17 protein-coding genes and 1 pseudogene are annotated in these 19,157 nt (G+C 59.0%); 7 read left to right on the top strand and 11 right to left on the bottom strand.

Going from position 1 to position 19,157, the window contains the following annotated elements; translation table 11 throughout:
- The first annotated feature begins 145 nt into the window (after nt 1-145).
- Nucleotides 146-559 (top strand): hypothetical protein, encoded by a 414-nt coding sequence (locus tag RTCIAT899_RS29700; RefSeq protein ID WP_015343539.1) that lies wholly within the window; start codon nt 146-148, stop codon nt 557-559.
- Between the two features lie 169 nt (nt 560-728).
- Here RTCIAT899_RS29700 and RTCIAT899_RS34545 read toward each other — a convergent pair.
- The 10 genes and pseudogenes from RTCIAT899_RS34545 to RTCIAT899_RS29655 all read right to left on the bottom strand — a co-directional run.
- Nucleotides 729-857, bottom strand: a pseudogene (locus RTCIAT899_RS34545) (histidine/lysine/arginine/ornithine ABC transporter ATP-binding protein); the annotation flags it as partial.
- A gap of 2 nt (nt 858-859) precedes the next feature.
- On the bottom strand, nt 860-1,807 hold the full coding sequence (locus RTCIAT899_RS29695; RefSeq protein WP_161624416.1) for a magnesium transporter CorA family protein: 948 nt from the start codon (nt 1,805-1,807) through the stop codon (nt 860-862).
- 127 nt (nt 1,808-1,934) lie between these two features.
- On the bottom strand, nt 1,935-2,942 hold the full coding sequence (locus RTCIAT899_RS29690; protein ID WP_015343537.1) for a hypothetical protein: 1,008 nt from the start codon (nt 2,940-2,942) through the stop codon (nt 1,935-1,937).
- A 382-nt stretch (nt 2,943-3,324) separates the two neighbouring features.
- Nucleotides 3,325-4,623, bottom strand: a complete 1,299-nt coding sequence (locus RTCIAT899_RS29685) for a flagellar hook protein FlgE (protein WP_015343536.1) — start codon at nt 4,621-4,623, stop codon at nt 3,325-3,327.
- 161 nt (nt 4,624-4,784) lie between these two features.
- On the bottom strand, nt 4,785-5,501 hold the full coding sequence (locus RTCIAT899_RS29680) for a hypothetical protein (RefSeq protein ID WP_015343535.1): 717 nt from the start codon (nt 5,499-5,501) through the stop codon (nt 4,785-4,787).
- Between the two features lie 108 nt (nt 5,502-5,609).
- Nucleotides 5,610-6,239, bottom strand: a complete 630-nt coding sequence (locus tag RTCIAT899_RS29675) for an exopolysaccharide biosynthesis protein (protein ID WP_015343534.1) — start codon at nt 6,237-6,239, stop codon at nt 5,610-5,612.
- Nucleotides 6,240-6,275: 36 nt separating this feature from the next.
- The gene (locus tag RTCIAT899_RS29670; RefSeq protein ID WP_015343533.1) at nt 6,276-6,587 is read right to left on the bottom strand and encodes a hypothetical protein; all 312 of its coding nucleotides are present in this window, start codon (nt 6,585-6,587) and stop codon (nt 6,276-6,278) included.
- A gap of 70 nt (nt 6,588-6,657) precedes the next feature.
- Nucleotides 6,658-7,641, bottom strand: a complete 984-nt coding sequence (locus RTCIAT899_RS29665) for a TerC family protein (RefSeq protein ID WP_041678256.1) — start codon at nt 7,639-7,641, stop codon at nt 6,658-6,660.
- Between the two features lie 162 nt (nt 7,642-7,803).
- Nucleotides 7,804-8,529 (bottom strand): SAM-dependent methyltransferase, encoded by a 726-nt coding sequence (locus RTCIAT899_RS29660; protein WP_015343531.1) that lies wholly within the window; start codon nt 8,527-8,529, stop codon nt 7,804-7,806.
- 139 nt (nt 8,530-8,668) lie between these two features.
- Entirely contained in the window at nt 8,669-9,148 is a 480-nt protein-coding gene (locus RTCIAT899_RS29655) for an Lrp/AsnC family transcriptional regulator (RefSeq protein WP_015343530.1), read from the bottom strand.
- A 300-nt stretch (nt 9,149-9,448) separates the two neighbouring features.
- On the opposite strand from RTCIAT899_RS29655, the gene RTCIAT899_RS29650 reads away from it, so the two are divergent.
- The 5 genes from RTCIAT899_RS29650 (at nt 9,449) to RTCIAT899_RS29630 (ending at nt 16,058) form a co-directional block, all read left to right on the top strand.
- On the top strand, nt 9,449-11,203 hold the full coding sequence (locus RTCIAT899_RS29650; protein ID WP_041678255.1) for an alkaline phosphatase: 1,755 nt from the start codon (nt 9,449-9,451) through the stop codon (nt 11,201-11,203).
- A 73-nt stretch (nt 11,204-11,276) separates the two neighbouring features.
- Nucleotides 11,277-11,741 (top strand): hypothetical protein, encoded by a 465-nt coding sequence (locus RTCIAT899_RS29645; protein ID WP_015343528.1) that lies wholly within the window; start codon nt 11,277-11,279, stop codon nt 11,739-11,741.
- Nucleotides 11,742-11,746: 5 nt separating this feature from the next.
- The gene (locus tag RTCIAT899_RS29640) at nt 11,747-12,433 is read left to right on the top strand and encodes an ABC transporter ATP-binding protein (RefSeq protein WP_015343527.1); all 687 of its coding nucleotides are present in this window, start codon (nt 11,747-11,749) and stop codon (nt 12,431-12,433) included.
- Entirely contained in the window at nt 12,430-13,707 is a 1,278-nt protein-coding gene (locus tag RTCIAT899_RS29635) for an ABC transporter permease (RefSeq protein WP_015343526.1), read from the top strand. Before RTCIAT899_RS29640 ends, RTCIAT899_RS29635 begins: the two co-directional genes overlap by 4 nt.
- 146 nt (nt 13,708-13,853) lie before the next feature.
- A complete protein-coding gene (locus RTCIAT899_RS29630) occupies nt 13,854-16,058 on the top strand; it encodes a DUF1217 domain-containing protein (protein ID WP_015343525.1) in 2,205 nt (734 codons plus the stop codon).
- An 88-nt stretch (nt 16,059-16,146) separates the two neighbouring features.
- On the opposite strand, the gene RTCIAT899_RS29625 is transcribed toward RTCIAT899_RS29630, so the two are convergent.
- Nucleotides 16,147-17,430: a cystathionine gamma-synthase family protein gene (locus RTCIAT899_RS29625; protein ID WP_015343524.1), complete on the bottom strand. Its 1,284-nt coding sequence runs from the start codon at nt 17,428-17,430 to the stop codon at nt 16,147-16,149.
- Between the two features lie 167 nt (nt 17,431-17,597).
- Between RTCIAT899_RS29625 and RTCIAT899_RS32935 the strand changes: the two genes are divergently transcribed.
- A protein-coding gene (locus tag RTCIAT899_RS32935; RefSeq protein ID WP_376766910.1) for an IS3 family transposase occupies nt 17,598-18,967 on the top strand; the annotation gives its coding sequence in 2 pieces (ribosomal slippage) (nt 17,598-18,075 and nt 18,075-18,967; 1,371 coding nt in all).
- Nucleotides 18,968-19,157: the final 190 nt, after the last annotated feature.

The following is a 19,157-nucleotide window of genomic DNA, read 5'->3' as shown; positions in this document are numbered from 1 at the left end:
GAAAGGGCGCCGACTTCCGGCGCCCTTTTGTCTTTCATCAGCCTGAAATGACTGAACGAGAACTGAACGGGCAATTCCGAATTGGTTCAGCCGCAAAATGCGAGAGTTGATCATCGGCCAAGGCAGCCGACACATGGAGATCAGGATGACCCGCAACGTGTTTAAGATCCTTACCGTCACCCTTCTTGCCGGGACCCTGGGGCAGGTGGCATTGGGCGCGCCAGCCTATGCTGGCGGCCGGATCTCGTTCAACCTCGCGCCTGACAATGCCGAGGATGCCAACATTTTCTCCACCGGATTGCGGGTCTATTCGCTCTACCGCGATCTGAAGGGCGCCGACATTCGGCAGCTGGGCCGGGGGAATGCGGCCGGCATCGCTCAGGCTGGCCGCGGTAACATCGGCTTGATCCAGCAACGGGGCAATGGCCATTCGGCGACCTTGCAGCAGAATGGCAATAACAATGCCTACGGCATTTTCCAATACGGGCGAAATACGGAAACCAACGTGGTGCAGGATGGGGATAACGGTATTGGCGCTACCTTCAGCTATGGCTGGTAAGGCAGTTTAAAAACCGTCCAAGAGTGACGCACATCCGCTGTCATCGCTCTATTGGCAACAGAGACCCATCGAAGCGTATTCCCCTTGGATCACCTATGCCGAACAAGCCGTCGATATTCTATTGAAAGGCATTTCGGGTACGCTGCTGCGACTTTGATGCGGCCTTTGGTCAGCTGCGTTCTTGAGCGAGAAATTGGTGGAACCGAAGCGATCTGGGTGATGTGAACATCTCGGCCGGCTTGCCCTCTTCTTCTATGACGCCCTCATGCGGAAAGACCACCTTGCTCGAGACATGCTGCGTCAAAACCAGCCCTTTACTTTGAACCAAACCAGTGGGATGACGGTGCTCAATATGATGACCGCCCAACCATATTGATATCCCCAAGCCCAATCATATTCGGGTATGTTCTTGAAGTTCATGCCGTAGATGCCGGCAATAAGGGTTGGGGGAATGCCCGCGATCGACACGATGGTCAGAACCTTGAATATGTCGTTCTGAGCGATGCCGATCAATCCGACCAGAGCGTCCAGCACGAACTGGACTTTGTTGGAAAGTTGCTCTTCATAATCCACGAGCGAGTGGATATCTCGGCATAGCCCTAGCAGACGCGGCTCGAGATCTTCCGACCAGCTCTTGGCTTGCTGTTCCGTATAGGTCACAACACGTCCGAGACCCTGCAGACCGTCTCGAATCTCGGAGAGGCGGTCTCCCAGACGCCCCACCTGGCGTAATTGTGCTCGCAGCAGCTTGTTGGCACGGGCTGCATGGTGGCCGCGAGGATCCTCCGCGCGAAAGGCGCTCGTTGAAAGGCCGTTGAGCTCTCCTGCCAGATGCTCAAGGGCATCGGCGACGCGGTCGACGATGTCCTCGCAGAGCAGGGTGAACACTTCAAGGCTCGATGTCGGCGCATCCTGTGCGGCAAAGCTGGCCGCAACCGCGTCCACCGCCGGCAATGTCATAAACCGGACTGTGACGAGGCGATGCGCAGATAAAACGAAGCCGATAGGAGGGGTTGTGTCGGCTCCCTCCGGATGTCGGGCGGCCGATGGCGTGCTCATATAGAGCACGCCATGCTGATTTCTCAGCCGGCTCGACGTTTCGATTTCACTGAGAGCGCCCAGGGAAGGGAGGGGAGCACCAACGGCTTCTTCCACCTCCCTCAGCTCGGCGCCGGTGGGGCTTAGGAGGTCGATCCATATAGCGTCTGCTAACGCTTGCGGCTTGCCCTTTTTATCCGCTTGCGGCACCGGGAAAACACTTAGCATCTCTCGTGGTCACTCCCTGCAGTGTGGCGAGGAGCTCTCGCCTCGTTTGAAGACTGCGGCGACGACCGACCGTCGCTTGTCGAATTTCCGGACTTTGCCTTCACGAGACTCACTGCTGATCGCAGATCGGGATCGGCCGGGCAGGCGGTGCGGGATGGTCCTTCTTATACTGAACGATGATCGGCTCGAGGGTCTCCTTGGGCCAGAATTTGGGCGTGCCGATTTCCTTCAGGCAGGATTCGTTCCAGTACAATCCGGATTGAGCAGGGGGATGTCCGGCCGCAACGGCCTTGGCAACCGCCTTGATGTCCGAGGATTCGGGATAGATGTAAAGCGTCGTCGGATTGTCCTTCACCATGGAGATGATCTGATTGGCATCCGAGGCTGACCAGCTTGTGCAGCCGTCGCTGCGGCCGCCGGCATATTCGACCAGCTTCCCGAGCGGAACATATCCGTCCCGGTTGGCATAGGGGCTCTGCGGGTCTTTCTTCATGCAAATGCCAGCGACCTTGGCGGCTGCATGTCCGCCGATGGCTCGCTGCCGCGCATTGGCGGTTTCTCCCTCACCGTCAAACTGGAGGAAGGTGCGAAGATAGGCGACCTCCTTCGCCTGCGAGAGCTTGTAGTAACCCTTGAAGGTCGTCTTCGTCTCTTCCGTCAGATAGGAGCCGCCCGTCGTCAGGTTGGAATCCATCGCGTTGCCGAAGTTCTTCGCACACATGCGGCCATTACCGAAATCGGCAACCCCTTTGAGATCGCGGCCGCTGCCATGGCCCGATGAGACGACACGAAAGGTCTGAGTCGCCTCGCAGACGATATAGAAGCGGCCTGCCGACTTGCCGTCATTCGGCGTGTTCGGTCGGGTGGCGTCCATGGCGAAGTAGCAGGGATTTCTGACCGTGCCTTCGCTCACTTTCCGCATGTAGAGCGCACGGGCTCTCTGCAGGACAGGCAGGGCAATCTGCCCGTCGCCGGCGCCGACATAGGCGCCGAGCCACCCCGGAATATCCGGCTGCCGGGTCGCTGCCAGTGATTGCGATGTGGCGGGGATGACGAGGGCGAGGGAGCAAAGGCTGAGCATCTGGGCGACGCTTCGAAGGGCATATCTCAACCGCACGGAAATGGTTCTCCTATCAAATATCCTGGGTCCGCACACACCGCTGCCGTCTAAAGCAACTTTGACAGCCAGCCTGCCCCACAAGCCCGGCTGCCATGCGTTCGAATCCAGAAATCATATTTGTGCGCTGCTTTGCTGAACGAGAGCCTAACAGGCGCGGGAATCTCTGCGCCAAGGAAAATTCTGTGCCTGCCATTCATTGTCTCTGCCGGTTTTGTGTCAGCATTCTTCAGCGATCGCGGCGCAAATATGGCGAAGCTCAGGTCCCTATGATGCGAAGAAAACATTGCACATAGCCAGGGTAACACCGTCAGGTCGTGGCCGCATTAAGGCGAAATAGAAAAGGGCCCCGAAGGGCCCTTGTGATTGGTCGAGGCGAAACTCAGCGCTGGAGGTTGACCAGCACGTCCAGTAGGTCTGAGCCCGTCTGGAACACCTTGGAATTGGCCGTGTAGCTCTTCTGCGCCTGGATCATGTCGGTGAGCTGGCCGGCCAGGTCGACGTTCGATGCTTCCAGCGAGTTGGACTGGATGTAGCCGAGGCCGTTGCTGTTGGCGAAGCTGGTGACGGTCACGCCGGAGTCGGCATTCGCCTGATAGACGTTGCCGCTCATGAGCGTCAGCTTGTCCGGGCTCGCGACGGTTGCAAGCGGAATCTGATAGAGCGCCTTCGGATCACCTTTCGCATAGTTGGCGTAGACGACGCCGTTCTTGTCGATGGTGACGCCAGTGACGGGCGCCGCTGCCTGCCCGTTGGTAGACCCGGTGGAGGCGAAAGCCGAGGCTTTCTGCGTCATCTTGGTCAGGTCCATCGCAATCGACCCGGCAGTCTTCGGGTCGGTGATCGTAAAGCTGCCGCCGCTTGTCATATTCCCGTTTGTATCGAAGGTCAGCGTGCTCGTTGCTACAGGACCTGATGAATAGGGGAAGGATGAGCCGCTACCCGTCGCCGCATCGGCATTCCGGTAGACGGCGACCTGCCACTGATCCGTCTTCGGCGGTGTTGTGGTGATGTCGGCAGCCTGCGTCTTGGTATAATAGATGTCATACATGACAGTGTTGCCGAGCTTGTCGTAGGCAACCACCGAGCTCTTCTGGGTGTCCGTCGTGGTTGTCGCCAGGTTTGCGCCCGGTAACGTCTCGGTAGCGCTCGGTACGACGACCTTGGCACCCGAATTCAGGTTGCCGGTAAAGCTGCCCGAGGTCGAGGGAGAGTTGGCAAGGCCGCTCTGGTTGACGTTGATCGGCACGAGGCCGTCGAAACCGTTGACGACGACGGCAGGCGCGCCGGATGCATAGGAGTAGCCCATCAGCGTGTAGCCGGCGGAATTGACGAGATTGCCACTGGCGTCCGGTTTGAAGTCACCCGCACGTGTCAGAACAGTCTTGCCGTCGGCGCCCTGCACGACGAAGAAGCCGGCGCCTCTGATCGACAGGTCGGTGCCGGAGTTCGTCGATATGGCGTCGCCCTGCTGCGTCACCGAATAGCTGATATTCGTCTCGACACTGCCGGAATTGTAGCTGCCGCCGCCCGAAGGCAGGATCAATGATGAAAAGCTGGCGTCTGCCGACTTGTAGGCCGTTGTGTTGACGTTCGCGATGTTGTCCGACACGGTGCTAAGCTTATTTGCTTGCGCGTTCATGCCTGAAACGGACGTTTTCATGCTACCAAAGATGCTCATTGGTTCCTCGCACGTTGCTGATGCTGCTACGATAGCGAGAGTGACTTGCGTGAAACTGGCTTTTTCCTGTGTTGCACAGTCGACAAAAGCTCCCCCGCTCCGATAATCGGCGTACGGCGGAGCTTTGAATTTCGGTGGGGTTGTTAGGTCGCGCGCCGCGTCTATTGCGCGGGCAGATGCGGAGCAGGAAAGTCCAGCACGCGGCTGGTATAGCTTTCGATGAGCGCACTGAACGGCGTGCCGTCCGGCAGCTTCAATACGGCGTGATGTTCGAGAAGAAACGGAGGTAGGGCGAGAGGCGCGCCGGCGGAGGGTGGCAGATCGGCGCCGCTATCCCATCCTTGCGGGAGAGGCGACCAAAGTAACTTCGCCGACAGATTCGTGCGGGAGAAATTAAGGGCCTGAACGGCACGACCGAAGGCGACGTCGCTCGTTTCAAGGGCCTTGTTCATATCTGCCGTAAGCTTTGCCGGCACATACCAGTTATCCGCCTCCGACAGCACGCGATCGCCGCATGCGAGGCGCACGCGGCGATAGGCGACAGGCTCGTCAGCTCCGACCGCCAGCAGTTTCCGGATTTCAGCACCGGCAGGCTTGTCCTGGCCGCGCACGCGCTGTGCAACGATTTTCGAACCTTCCGGGGCAAGCTTATGCGCAGCGCACCAGCGATCGAGCGTCAGCGTGGCGCTGGCATTGCTGAGGAGATCGGCATTCAGTGTCTGCAGGATTGCCAGCGCTTCCAGACGCGAGGTCGGCGTGTCGGGCCACGGAGAAACACCAGCCATCTCCTGCGCGATCGCCGTCTGCGCGCCAAGGGCAATAGCGAGGGAACTGCCGAGAGTGATCATACGGACGAATGACGGGGGCTTTGATGGCATGCGCTGAAATCCTCCGGCGGATTTGATTTTACGACCGATAAATATGTCGTTGGCATAAATGGCAGGCCCTCCGCCATTGGCAAGACCCGAAATATTGGGGAGGGGCGTCTATGATCCGATTGCGTTCAGACCTGTGACGGCCATCCGAACAAGACCCGCCGTGGCGACAAAAGCCAGAGCGGAGACGAATAGCGCCGCCAGGATCATCAGGCCATCCCGCGCCATCAGGGCGACCGCGATCGCCACGAGGGCAAAGACCGGCATATAGTTGCCGAGCGGGATCGGCAGCGCAATGGCGATCGCCAACAGGAAGATCGGGAACGAGAGCAGCCATTGCATGGTGGCGCCCGTAAAAAGGGCCAGCCGGCCGGGACGGACGACCGTCTCGATCCTGGCGAGGATCGGCGCGCTGTAACGCACGGTGAGTTCCACGATTGACGGCGAAAGCCTGCGCCGGCTCAGGAAGGCTGGCAGCCATATGGTCCGGCGACCGACCGCGATTTGCGCCGCCGCCAGGGCAAGCGCACTGCCGAATACGACGCCGAACGGTCCCGGTATCGGGATCAGGGCGGGCAGGGAGAGAAAGAGAATGGTGAAGGCCGTGCTCGTATGCCCGAGGCCGCAGAGCACTTCGCCCACTGAAATACCGCCTTGCTCATGGGCGAGCCTGGCCAGGTCGCGTAGCCGAGCCGATGCGGTATCGTCATGCTGTGTGGTGCCGGCTGTCTGTTGCGTCATCCGACGTCACCGGACGTGGCTGATGTAGGTGTAGCCTCAGGCTTCATCGGCAGCTTCCCCCTTTCCTCGGATGAGCTTGATGACGGGCGCACAGTCCGGATTGCTTTTGTCGAGCAGATCGGCAGGGCTGCTCCAGCCGGTCGAGATGCCGACGATGGTGGAAATCGTCCAGAAAGTATCTTCGGAGGCGCGCCGCGCCAGCGCCGGGACTTCGGACGAAAGACATGCCTGCGATTGCCTGAGGGTCTCGGCCGGCTGACCGGCGGCAACGGCGTGCCGCTCGATCTCGGCTTGCAGAGGACCGAGGGCGAAAGTTGCAAAAAGGGCTGCGAGGAGATTGGAGATCATATTTGCACCTTGTCAGAAAACTGTTCGAAGCGGGGAGGGACGTGCCACGCAGTGCGGGCACCCCATGGCATCAGGCGCTTTCGGCCTTGTCGCGCGTCTTCAGCAGGCTCCAGCCGACGCCGCTTGCAATGATGGCGAAGGTGATGCCGAGCGAGAGGGCGGCGGGGAATTTTTCGAGACCCAGCATATCGGCGACGAAGATCTTCGAACCGATGAAGACGAGCACGATGGCGAGCGCCGGCTTCAGATATTGGAAGCGGTGAATCATGGCGGCGAGTGCGAAGTAGAGTGCACGCAGGCCGAGGATCGCGAAGATGTTCGACGTGTAGACGATGAACGGATCGGTGGTGATGGCGAAGATCGCGGGAACCGAATCCACGGCAAAAATCACGTCGGCCACTTCGATCAGCACGAGCGCCATGAAAAGCGGCGTGATGAACCAGACCATCCTACCGGTCTGCGGATGTGGCTGCTTGATGAAGAAGCGCTCGCCATGATGATTTTCGGTGACGTTGAAGCGGCTGCGCATGAAGCGCACGAGCGGGTTCTTCGAGACATCCGGCTCGGCATCCTTCACGACCAGCATCTTGATGCCGGTGATGATGAGGAAGGCGGCGAAAACATAGAGCAGCCAGGAGAACTCGGCCACCAATGTCGCGCCGACGCCGATCATGATCGCGCGCAGCACGATGACGCCGAGAATGCCCCAGAAGAGCACGCGGTGCTGATAGAGGCGGGGCACGGCGAAGAAGGCGAAGATAAGGGCAATGACGAAGACGTTGTCGAGAGCCAGCGTCTTTTCGACGACGAAGCCCGTCATATAGGCAAGGCCGGAATCGGCGCCGAGATACCACCATACCCAGCCGCCGAAAGCGATGCCAAGGGTGATATAGAGCACGGAGAGCTTGATGCTCTCGCCGACGCCGATCTCCTTGTTTTCCTTATGCAGGACGCCAAGATCGAAAGAGAGGATGGCGATGACGAGCGCCAGGAAGCTCATCCACATCCAGAGCGGCTTTCCCAGCCACTCGACGAAGAGCAAAGACGTTTCCATGACGGAGAACCCCTGTCGGCGCGGTGTCGGAAACGGTCCGACATCGCAAGAGCGCCGACGGCTCTCACCAGAGGGGCCCGGACCAGCGGGTTGGCCAATAGCTGGGAAGCGATTGTTTGCCTTTCAAGAGGCTTGCGCGCATTTTGCGGGAGAGCAGCAACATCATTTGCCCGTCTCAACCGTGGCGCGACCGATGTGAATGCCGTAAACGCTTGCTCTCTCCTGGGCGACGAAATCCGCCAGGGCAGGGGGAATTTCGACGTGACCGCTGTGCCGCCCGAGGATGTGGAATCCTTTTGGAAGACAGGTTGCGATGCGGTCGATTATCTTCTCATAATCGACAACAAGCATCTCCCGTCCCGCCATGAGGCTGAAAAGCTCCGCGTCGGCGATAACGTGCTCATTTTCGCAAAACCAGTAGGAGGAGATCGTCAGGTCGGGAAGATAGCCGATCGGTGCCGGCAGGTTTCGTTGCTCGAACTGGAAACGCCCAGGCAGTCCGGCAGCCGATATCAGTTCCCGGGCGAGAGAAAGCTGATGTTCGGATATGTCCAGACCGTGAAGCTGGAGCTCGGGATTGCCGGCGAGATAGGCAAAGGCAAGGCTGAAAGCGCCGGAGCCACAGCCGAGGTCACATACTCTTCTATACTTGTGAACAGTTGCTCGAAGGCTGGTGAGCGCCTGCAGGCATTTCAGAGAGTTGCGCATCCCGAATGCACGCATAAAGGCATCGGCGGCGCGGCTATAGTCGAATATCTCTATCTGGCGCCTGCTTTCGACGGCATTGCGCAAGGCGATGGAATCGTTGCTGGGATGATACAGATGATTGCATCTGAGCAGGACTTCGGCAAATTCTTCGAAATGCCGCGTCTGTACATCCGTGGTCATGCAAGCCGATCCTCGCCAAGGAGATTGTCTTGGTATGATTGGAAAGGCTGTATGCGCAGAAAGCAACCCCTCAAAACTTGCCCTTGACGCTCGACAGGGCACAGCCGCGTAGTGGTGACCGCCAAGCGCCTTCGCCATATCAGCCGTGCGGCAAATGAACCGGAAATCCCTCAAAGGTCTTGAGGGTATCGAGGACGATCGCCGTCTTCACGTGCTGGACCGATTCATGCGGAAGCAGCACGTCGTTGACGAAACGGGAGAGATCGGTAAGCCCGCGGGTGGCGACCTTCAGGTGATAGTCCATTTCGCCCGTCAAAGCATAGGCTTCCAGCACCTCGGGCAGACCGTTGATGAGCTGCGAAAAACGGCGGGCGTTGTCCCTGTTGTGAGTGGCAAGCGTCACAGAAATGACCACGAGCATATCCAGCCCCAACCTCTGCCGGTCGAGATTGGCCTGGTAGCTGCGAATATAGCCCTCCGCCTCCAGCCGTGTGCGGCGGCGCGAGCATTGCGAAGGGGATAGTGCGATGCGTTCGCCCAGCTCGTTGTTCGTCAGTCTGCCGTCTTTCTGAAGCTCCTCTAGCAGGCGCAGATCCAGTTTATCGAGCTGTTCTTCCATTGCGAAAAATCCTCAAAATCCTCACGAAACGTGCGTAATATTTGCCCTTGCGGTTAAGATAGCAAGTTTTCACTCACTGCGATCAGCATAGCTTGCATGGTAATGGATTGCGGATGACGACGAATTGACGGGACCGTTTGCGTGATTGCGCAGCATTTTAGATGCGGCACATACAATCAGGATTGCTTATCTGTTTCTGTTTTGGAATTAGCGGTTGCCGAAAGTCGACCCATTTTTACATGATTGTCATCTGGCTTTTATATGTGGGGAGCGGGAAGCAACCAAACGCAGGGGGTATAAATGCGTAAACTTCTTCTCGCCATGATGTCTGCGACCGTAATGTCCGGCGCAGCCCATGCAGCGACAGTCTATCCGTTGGACCGGGCAACGGTACTCGCCGGCTCTCCGTTCGATTTCAAAGTGGAATTCAGCCAGGTCGTGAAGCCGGAAGACGTGAAAGTCACGGTCAACGGCGAAAGCTACGACGCGGTTTTCGGCAAGGCGGCCGATTTCGTCGCCGAGGAGAAGGGTGCTGAGGACAAGGTTCTCGGATCTGCGCTGATCCTGCGTGGCGTCAAGCTCGCAAAGCCCGGCCAGTACAAGGTCGAGGTTTCGGCCGGCGACGAGAAGAAATCCGTCAACTGGGATGTTTATGGCACTTCGGCGGCGCCGAAAGCCAAGAACATCATCTTCCTGCTCGGCGATGGTCTCTCGGTTGCGCATCGCACCGGCGCCCGCCTCATGTCCAAGGGCATGACCGAAGGCAAGGCCAATGGCCGCCTCGCCATGGACGACATCCCGCCGGTTGCCTTCATCGGCACGTCCTCGACCTCGGCGATTGCCACCGACAGTGCCAACACCATGTCGGCCTATATGACCGGGCACAAGTCGGCCGTGAACGCCCTCGGCGTCTATGCCGACCGCACGCCGGCAAGCCTCGACGATCCCAAGGTCGAAACCATCGGCGAGGCCCTGCGCCGCACCGGCAAGAAGTCGCTTGGCATCGTCACCACGGCCGAAGTCGAGGATGCGACGCCGGCAGCGCTCGTCTCCCATACCCGCAAGCGTGGCGACAAGGCCGATATCGTCGGCATGATGTATGACGTCAAGCCGGATGTCCTGCTCGGCGGCGGCTCGGCCTATTTCCTGGCGAAAAGCGTGCCCGGTTCCAAGCGCAAGGACGACAAGGATTATATCGCGCTCTTCAAGGATGCCGGCTATGCCGTTGCGACCGACAAGAACGAATTGGCGGCTGCCGCCGGCTCTAACCAGGACAGGCTGCTCGGCCTGTTCCACACCGGCAATCTAGACGTCGCGCTCGATCGTGAGTTCCTCAAGAAGGGCACTGTCGACAAGTTCCCGAACCAGCCTGGCCTCGTCGATATGACCAAGGTCGCGCTCGGCAAGCTTTCCAAGAACCCGGACGGCTTCTTCCTGATGGTCGAGGGTGCCTCCATCGACAAGATGAGCCATCCGCTCGATTGGGATCGCGCTCTGGTCGATACGATCGAGTTCGACAAGGCCGTTGCCGTCGCCCGCGAGTTCCAGGCCAAGAACCCGGATACGCTTGTTGTCGTCACCGGCGACCATACCCATGGCGTCTCGATCATCGGCACTGTCGACGATAACAAGCCGGGCACGGAAATGCGCGAGAAGGTCGGCACCTATGCGGCGGCCGGCTTCCCGAACTATGAGGACAAGGATGGCGACGGCTATCCGGACCGCGTCGATGTTTCGCGTCGCCTGTTCATGGCCGCCAATAACGGCCCGGACCACTATGAAACCTTCCGTCCGAAGCTCGACGGCCCTTTCGTTCCGGCTGTTCAAAACGAGAAGAAGGAATACGTCGCCAATGAAGCCTACAAGGATGTGCCCGGTGCCGTCTTTGTGCAGGGCAACCTTCCGAAGGACGAGGACAGCGGTGTCCACGCCGTCGACGATGTCGTGCTCCAGGCGGCAGGTCCAGGTGCCGAAGGCTTCCGTGGTTACATGGAACAGAGCGATGTCTACCGCGTGCTGGCCGATACTTTCGCGCTTGGCACCGAAAAGATGTAAGTCCTGACAGGCCATGTGAATAGGGCAGGCGGTGTCGAAGCCGCCTGTTTTCTCCATTTTATGAGGGTACGCGATGTCGAAGCACCAGATCGCCACCATCAATCGTCGAGACTTTCTGGCGGCCGCCGCAGCCTTGCCTGTCATGGGCATTGCGGTACGTGCCAATGCCTCGGAGAAACTAGGCTTCGGCGAGCTCTACAAGAGTTTCGGTCCGCTCGGGCTCGAATTCTCCGACAAGGTGAAGCAACTGAGCGGCAAGGACGTTGCCATCAATGGCTTCATGGCACCGCCCTTGAAGGCGGAGGCGGCCTTCTTCGTGCTCACGGAAATCCCGATGTCGCTTTGCCCCTTCTGCTCTTCCGATGCCGACTGGCCCGACAATATCCTGGTCGTCTATCTCTCGTCCAAACAGACATTCGTGCAGTACAACGCGCCGATCATGGCGCGCGGCGTGCTGGAGTTCGGTTCGTGGACCGATCCCGAAACCGGTTTTATCAGCCAGCTGCGTCTCAGGGACGCCTCGTTCAGGACTGTCTGATCCTCATGCTCGCTCTCGATGTTTCCGGCCTGAGGATGCAGTTCCCCGGCCTTGCCGCACCGGTTCTCTCCGTCGACCGCTTCCATCTGCCAGCGGGCGGCCGGCTTGCGATCACGGGTGCCTCCGGCTCAGGCAAGAGCACCTTCGTCAATGCGATTACCGGGCTGGAAGACGTCAGAGATGGCAGCGTGTCTTGGAGCGGAACGGAAATCACGCGCCTTTCCGCCGGCCGGCGCGACGCCTTTCGCGCCCGCAATATCGGCCTCGTCATGCAGGATTTTCATCTGTTTCCCGGCCTGTCCGCCTTCGAGAACGTCGTGTTGCCGATCAGGTTGACACGGCGCCTTGCGGTCAACGAACGGGAGCGAGCGCTTTATCTGCTGGCGGTGACCGGTATCGCTCGACCGCAGCAAAAGATTGAAACCCTGTCGCGCGGCGAAATGCAGCGTGTTGCCGTTGCCCGCGCGCTGCTGTCGCGTCCGGGCGTCATCGTCGCCGACGAGCCGACCGCCAGCCTGGATCGCCAGGCAGGTAACGAGGTTGCAGAGCTGCTGCTGCAATTGTCGGCAGAAGAAGGGACGACGCTCATCGTGGTCACGCATGACGCTGCACTCGCCGAGCGCCTCGGCCGCCGCATCAATCTGGTGAGCGGTCGTATCGAGGAAGATAGCCAAGAGGTGGCCGCGCAATGATAACCTTCATCCTTGCCGACCTCAGGCGTTTCTGGAGTGGGGCGCTGGCTGTCGTCGTGCTGATTGCCCTGTCGGTCGCCTTGAGCGTGACGGTGACCTTGCAGGAGCGAGCCGTCCGTCTCGGTAGCGCTCGCGCCGCCGAGAAATTCGATCTGCTTGTCGGAGCCGCGGGCAGCGAGACGCAGCTGGCGCTTTCCGCCGTCTTTCTGCAGCCCGCGCCGCTGCCGCTGATGGACGGCGCCGTCCTTTCACGCCTTGCCAGTGATCCGCGTGTCGAATTGGCCGCACCCGTCGGCTTCGGCGATTCTGCCTACGGGCATCCGATCGTCGGCACGACCACCCGCCTGATCTCGTCCCTTTCGCCGTCGCTTTCCGAAGGTGTGATGTTCGCGCGCCTCGGCGAGGCGGTTGTCGGCTCTGACGTTGCCTTGTCGACCGGCGCGGAAGTCAAGCCGATGCACGGCACGGCCGAGGCAGGCGGTGAAACCCATACGGCCATCGCCTACAAGATCACAGGCCGCATGGCGCCGACGGGAACCGCTTGGGACCGCGCGATCCTCGTGCCGATCCGGGCGGTCTGGCAGTTGCACGGCATGCATGGCGGGGAACATCACGACCATGATGGCGATGAAGCAGATGCGCACGGCGCGGCCAATCCGGAACAAGATCGTCATGAAGGCCACGAACACGAGCATATCGACGCTGATGCGCCGCTGGATGAGCATTTCGACGCGCAGACGCCCGGCGTGCCCGCCGTTCTCGTCAAGCCGAAGACGATTGCCGATGCCTATCGCCTCAGGCAGGAATACCGCACCGGCACGACCCTTGGCGTCTTTCCCGCGGAGGTGTTGACCAGACTCTACGCGACGCTCGGCGATGCCCGCAGTCTGCTTCTGGCGATCGCGCTCGGGACGCAAGCGATCGTCATTGCCGCCATCGTGCTTGTCACCATCATGCATGTCGGATCCAGGCGGCGGCAGATCGGTGCCTTGCGGGCGCTCGGAACACCGGTCCGCTCGATCGTCACGCTTGTCTGGGGTGAGCTCTTCATTCTGTTTGCCGCCGGCATCGCGCTCGGCATCGCGTTTGGCTATCTCGCGGCACTGACGATCTCCGCGAAACTTGCGGCTTCGACGGCGGTGCATTTGCCGGTTGGAATCGTCTTTGACGATCTATGGCTTGTCGGAGGTTTCGCGGCCGTCGCGGCGATCATCTCCGCCGTCCCGGCGGTCAGTGCCTTGCGCTCCAGTCCCGCTGCGGCGCTGCGTGCCTGACGGCAGCGGTCAAAAGCGCGTCGGTTGGCCGTTCTTTTCCCGTAGGCTTATGTGGCGTTTTGATTGCCGACATAGCCCCGCGCAAGGTCTGGTTGCGATAGTCCCTGTGGGATGAATACCGGTGAATTGCGCTGTGGGGGCGATCTATGATTTCGACGTATCTCGGCTATGTGTCCGCGACAAAGGACATGACATCGACGCTGGCGGGCATCGCCAAGCAGGCGACGGTCAAAAGCGATCAACAATATTATGATACGCATATCGGCAAGGTTAAGAATGTCGACGAATTTCTGAACGACTACAAGCTGTACAGCTATGCGATGAAAGCCTATGGCCTGGAGGATATGGCCTACGCCAAAGCTTTTATGAAGAAGGTTCTGACGAGCGATCTCAGCAATACGAGCAGTTTTGCAAACAAGCTGACGGACAGCCGCTATCGGCAATTTGCCGCCGCTTTCAATTTTGGCGGCACGTCGAAAAATCAATCCGCCCAAAGCGATTCTCAGAAGACCGATACGATCGGGCTCTATGAGCAATCCTTCGCCAATGAAACCACCTTGGCCAAGAAGGAAAGTAAGTTCTACGATACCTGGATCGACAAGGTGTCTAATGTCGACGATATCGTCAACAGCAGCAGGATGACGGACTATATTCTGCGGGCGCACGGCTTGAGCCCCGACAATATATCGAAAACGTTCCTGAAGTCGGTTCTGACCAGCGATGTCAACGACCCCAACAGCTTCGTCAACACGGCGAGCAACTTCTCTTCCGTATCGGTCCAGGCGACATATAAGCTGATCGCCTCGCAGTTCGGCTTCAACGCGGATGGAACGCTTTCCGGAGCGACCGCCCAGACAACGCAGCAAAAGGAAGCCATGATCTCGCGCTATGACAGCATGGTCCCGAACCTGCTGACACCGGCTGCGGCCACCAGCAATGACGACTATTATCGCCAGGCAATCACGAAAGTTCAGTCGCTCAGCGAGATCACTGGCGACAACAGGCTGTTTTCCTATATCAAGACGGCATTCAACCTCGATCCCAAGCTCACGCCGGTCCAGTTCAAGCTAGTCTTCACGAATTCCGACTATGCCGCATTGACCGGAATGACGGATATGGTCGCGCACTTCCAGTTCGCATCCGACGGAACGCTGCCGGCCGGTCAGCCGGCACAGACGCAGCAGGCCATCGACGATATCTCGACCAAATATCTGACCGAGGCCAAGGGTGCGAAGCAGGCTCTGTTCACAGACGCCGAGAAACACTACAAGACCGCGGTTGGTGAGATAAAGACGATCGCGGACTTCTTTGCCGCCAACGACATAAAGAGCAAGGATCTTCCCACCGTGGAAGATATGGCGCTCCGCGCCTTTGGCATCGGCAAGAATGAGGTCTCCAGAGATCAGCTGCGCAAGATCCTGGAAAGCGATCCCTATGACAGCAAGAGCTATGTCAACTCGCTGAAAGACAGCAGGTTCGTCGAGCTTGCCAAGGCATATAATTTTGACAGCAAAGGCAATCTGCGGGCACCTGTCACGGCGCTGTCGCAGACTTCGATCAACAGCTTGATCTCAGCCTATTCCAAGTCGAAGACCTTCGGACTGACCGGCGAGATGCGGGACAAGGCGGTCAAGGATGCCAAGGATGCGGCGACCGATTTCAGCAAGTCGATCGTCAAGATCAAGACTGTCGACGATCTCCTGGCCGACAAGAAGCTGACGGAATTTATCCTCGTTGCGAACAATATCGATCCCAAGTCCGTCGACAAGGCTACCTTGAAGAAGGCCTTCACGGCGGATCCCGAGGATGCAAAAGGCTTTTTGAATACGCAGGCAGGCCAGCGCTTCAAGGCGATGGTGAACGTCTTCAACTTCGATGCCAAGGGAAATCTGACGACGGCCAAGATCGAGACGGGACAGAACAAGGGTGCACGCCTTACCACCAACGATCTCTATCTTCATCAGACCCTGGAATCGCAACAGGGCGACTCCAACGAAGGCGTCCGCCTCGCCCTCTATTTCCAGCGCAAGGCGCCGCAGGTCAATTCCGTCTACGATATCATGTCGGATCCTGCGCTCTACAATGTGATCAAGACGACCTATTCGCTGCCCGCATCAATGTCGAACATGGATGTGACCCGCCAGGCGGCGATGTTGGAAAAACTATTTCCCGTCAAGGATCTGCACGATGCTGGGAAGGTGGACAAGCTGCTCAAGCGCTTCTCGGCCGTTTTTGACGCGGCAAATGGCGGGAGTACGGCCTCGGCAGCCTCCGCTATTCTCACACGCGGTGCCGGGATCGGCATGAGCGCGGACCTCATGCTCTCGATTGCCCAGCTCAAATCGCGATAGCGCGTTCCAGGCGCTCCGCGCAAGCGTTTCGTCACCTCGCTTGCGGGGCGATCTTCTGATCGCCCGCGGCAGAAATCTGCGTGTCTCGTCAAGCGGCGTCGAGGGCAGCCGCCAGATCGGCAATCAGATCATCGGGATGTTCAATCCCGATCGACAGGCGGATCGTCGATTCCAGCACACCGATGCGGTGGCGTACATCCACAGGCACGCCCGAATGTGTCGTTGTGGCAGGATGGGAGGCCAGCGATTCCGTGCCGCCGAGGCTGACGGCGAGCTTGAAGATCTGCAGTGCGTTCAGGAATTTGAACGATGCCGGCTGGCCGCCCTTGATGTCGAAGGAGAAGGTGGAGCCCGCGCCGGTGCACTGGGCGGCGAACGTGCGACCGGTCGCCGAAGAGGGGTCGATGTAGGGCAGGTAGTGGATCTGCTCGACCTTCGGATGGTCCCGCAGGAAATCGGCAACCGCCCGTGCGTTGCTGTTTGCCCGCTCCATGCGGATCTGCAGCGTTTCCAGCGATCGGCCGAGCATCCAGCAGGAATGCGGATCGAGCTGGGTGCCGATCGCTCCACGCAATGCCTTCACCTGTTTGATGATGGCTCTGGAGCCGAGTGCGGCACCGGCGATCAGATCGGAATGGCCGCCGACATATTTGGTCAGCGAGTAGAGGGAAATATCCGCGCCATGTTCGATCGGCCGCTGGAAGACAGGGCCGAGCAGGGTATTGTCGCAGGCGATGATCGGCGTGTGTCCCTGCTTTCTGCCGATTGCATCGGCAATGCGGCGGATCACGGCGATATCGACGAGGCTGTTCGTGGGGTTAGCGGGCGTTTCCACGAGAATGACCGAGACACGGCCTTTGGCCATGGCCTCCTCGGCAGCTGCCATCACCGAGCCTTCGTTGACACCCTCGGCGAAGCCGACTGCCGCGACACCGAGATTGAGGAATGTCTTGGCGACCAGCGTTTCCGTGCCACCATAGAGCGGCTGCGAATGCAGGATCGCATCGCCTGGGCGCGCGAAGGTGAGAAGCGTTGTCGCGATCGCCGACATGCCGGAGGAAAACAGTGCGCCGTTTTCCGCCTTTTCATAGACGGCAAGGCGATCCTCGACGATTTCGCTGTTGGGGTGATTGAAGCGTGAATAGACGAGCCCAACGCCAGTGCCTGCCGGCGGCTCGGTGCGGCCGGAGATATAATTGAAGAAATCGCGCCCGTCCTCGGCAGATTTGAAGACGAAGGTGGAAGTCAGGAAAACAGGCGGCTTGACCGCGCCCTCGGAGAGCTCAGGGTCATAGCCGTAATTCAGCATCTGTGTTTCGGGATGGAGGGGGTGGTTGCCGATATGCGTTTTGGACGGATGCGGCGCAGTCATGACGGTCTCCTCGGCCGATGATGTGAATTTTAGACTCACATTATACATCACTTAGAGTGCCGGCTCGCTATTCGTCATCATCTGCGATGCTGCTTCGGCTCTGAACCCGATATGGGTCGGAATGAACTGACCCCCGAAAGTTGGACCACCAACATCGGGGGTTTTGCATGTCGAAATACAGCACGTCGTTCAAGCAGAGTGTTGTGGCGTTTTATGGCGGCGGCGCGCGCAGCCTGCAGGAGGTGAGTGCGTATTTTGGGATCGAGCATTCGACGGTGCGCACATGGGTTGCGATGCACGCGGCGCATGGAGTTGACGGTCTGGTCAGGAAGTTCGGCCACTACACTGCTGAGTTCAAGCTATCGGTTCTGCGCCGGATGTGGGAGGATGGGCTCTCTTACCGTCGGACGGCGGCGTTGTTCAACCTGCGCAATAAGAGTTGCCTGCCGGATTGGGAGCGCCGCTATAAGGCCGGTGGTATTGACGCCCTGATGCCACGTCGTCGAGGAAGGCCCCGATCGATGCCCGAGCCACCTGTGCTGTCCGACAAGACGGATGCCCCGCAGAGCGATGAGGCCAAGAGCCGCGAGGAACTCCTGGCGGAGCTGGCCTATCTGCGTATGGAGAATGCCTATCTAAAAAAACTGGAAGCCTTAACGCAGGCACGACAAGCGCCGACAAGACGCAAGCCGTCCAGGCGTTAAGGCCGCTCTATCCATTCGACGGTCTGCTGAAGCTTGCGGGCCTGGCCCGCAGCACGTTCTATTATCAGCAGAAGGTCTCGTCCCCGGCCGATCGGCATGTAGCGCTGAAGACCAGGATCAAAGCGATCTTCGAAGCCCATAAGGGGCGCTATGGCTATCGTCGGGTCACGGCTGCGATCCGCACCCTCGGGCAGACGGTCAATCACAAGACCGTCCAGCGTCTGATGATCGAGATGGGATTGAAGTCCCTGGTCCGGCCGAAGAAGTATCGCTCCTACAAGGGGCAGACGGGACGCGTGGCCCCGGACCTCCTTCAGCGGCAGTTCACCGCCGAGCGTATGCATCAGAAATGGGTGACGGACGTCACCGAGTTCAACATCGCCGGCCAAAAACTCTTCCTCTCGCCGGTCATGGACCTCCACAACGGCGAGATCGTTGCCTTCGAGACGGCTAGGCGGCCTGTCTTCTCGTTGGTCAAGAACATGCTGGACAAGGCCCTGGACCAACTCTGCAATGCCGAGAGGCCGATCCTGCATTCCGATCAGGGATGGCAATATCAGATGCCGGCCTGGGGCCAAATGCTTGAAAGCCGCAACATCGCCCAAAGCATGTCACGCAAAGGCAACTGCCTCGACAATGCCGCCATGGAGAGCTTCTTCGCCACCCTCAAATCCGAGTTCTTTTATCCCAACCACTTCGACAGCATCGAAAGCCTGCGTGATGGTGTCGAGGACTATATCCGATATTACAACAACGATCGCATCAGGCTAAAGCTTAAAGGGCTGAGCCCTGTTCAATACAGGACCCAGCCCTTAAATCAGCCAAGCCAATAAACCGTCCAACTTTACGGGGTCAGTTCAGAACTATCCAACGCGCGCATGGCTATCCAAAATACGACAGAAAGGTCGCTATATCCGTGAGAGATGCTCGCCTTGACGCCGTACCACCCCAATTTTCGAGAGCTTCCGGCTTTGCTGTCGCGGTCCAGCAGAAATGGGGCGTTTCTTGATCGACCGGTCCTAA

The organism is Rhizobium tropici CIAT 899, assembly GCF_000330885.1.
Classification (GTDB): domain Bacteria; phylum Pseudomonadota; class Alphaproteobacteria; order Rhizobiales; family Rhizobiaceae; genus Rhizobium; species Rhizobium tropici.
The sequence above is the reverse complement of the archived record's forward strand: the minus strand, read 5'-3'. Positions and strand labels throughout refer to the sequence as shown.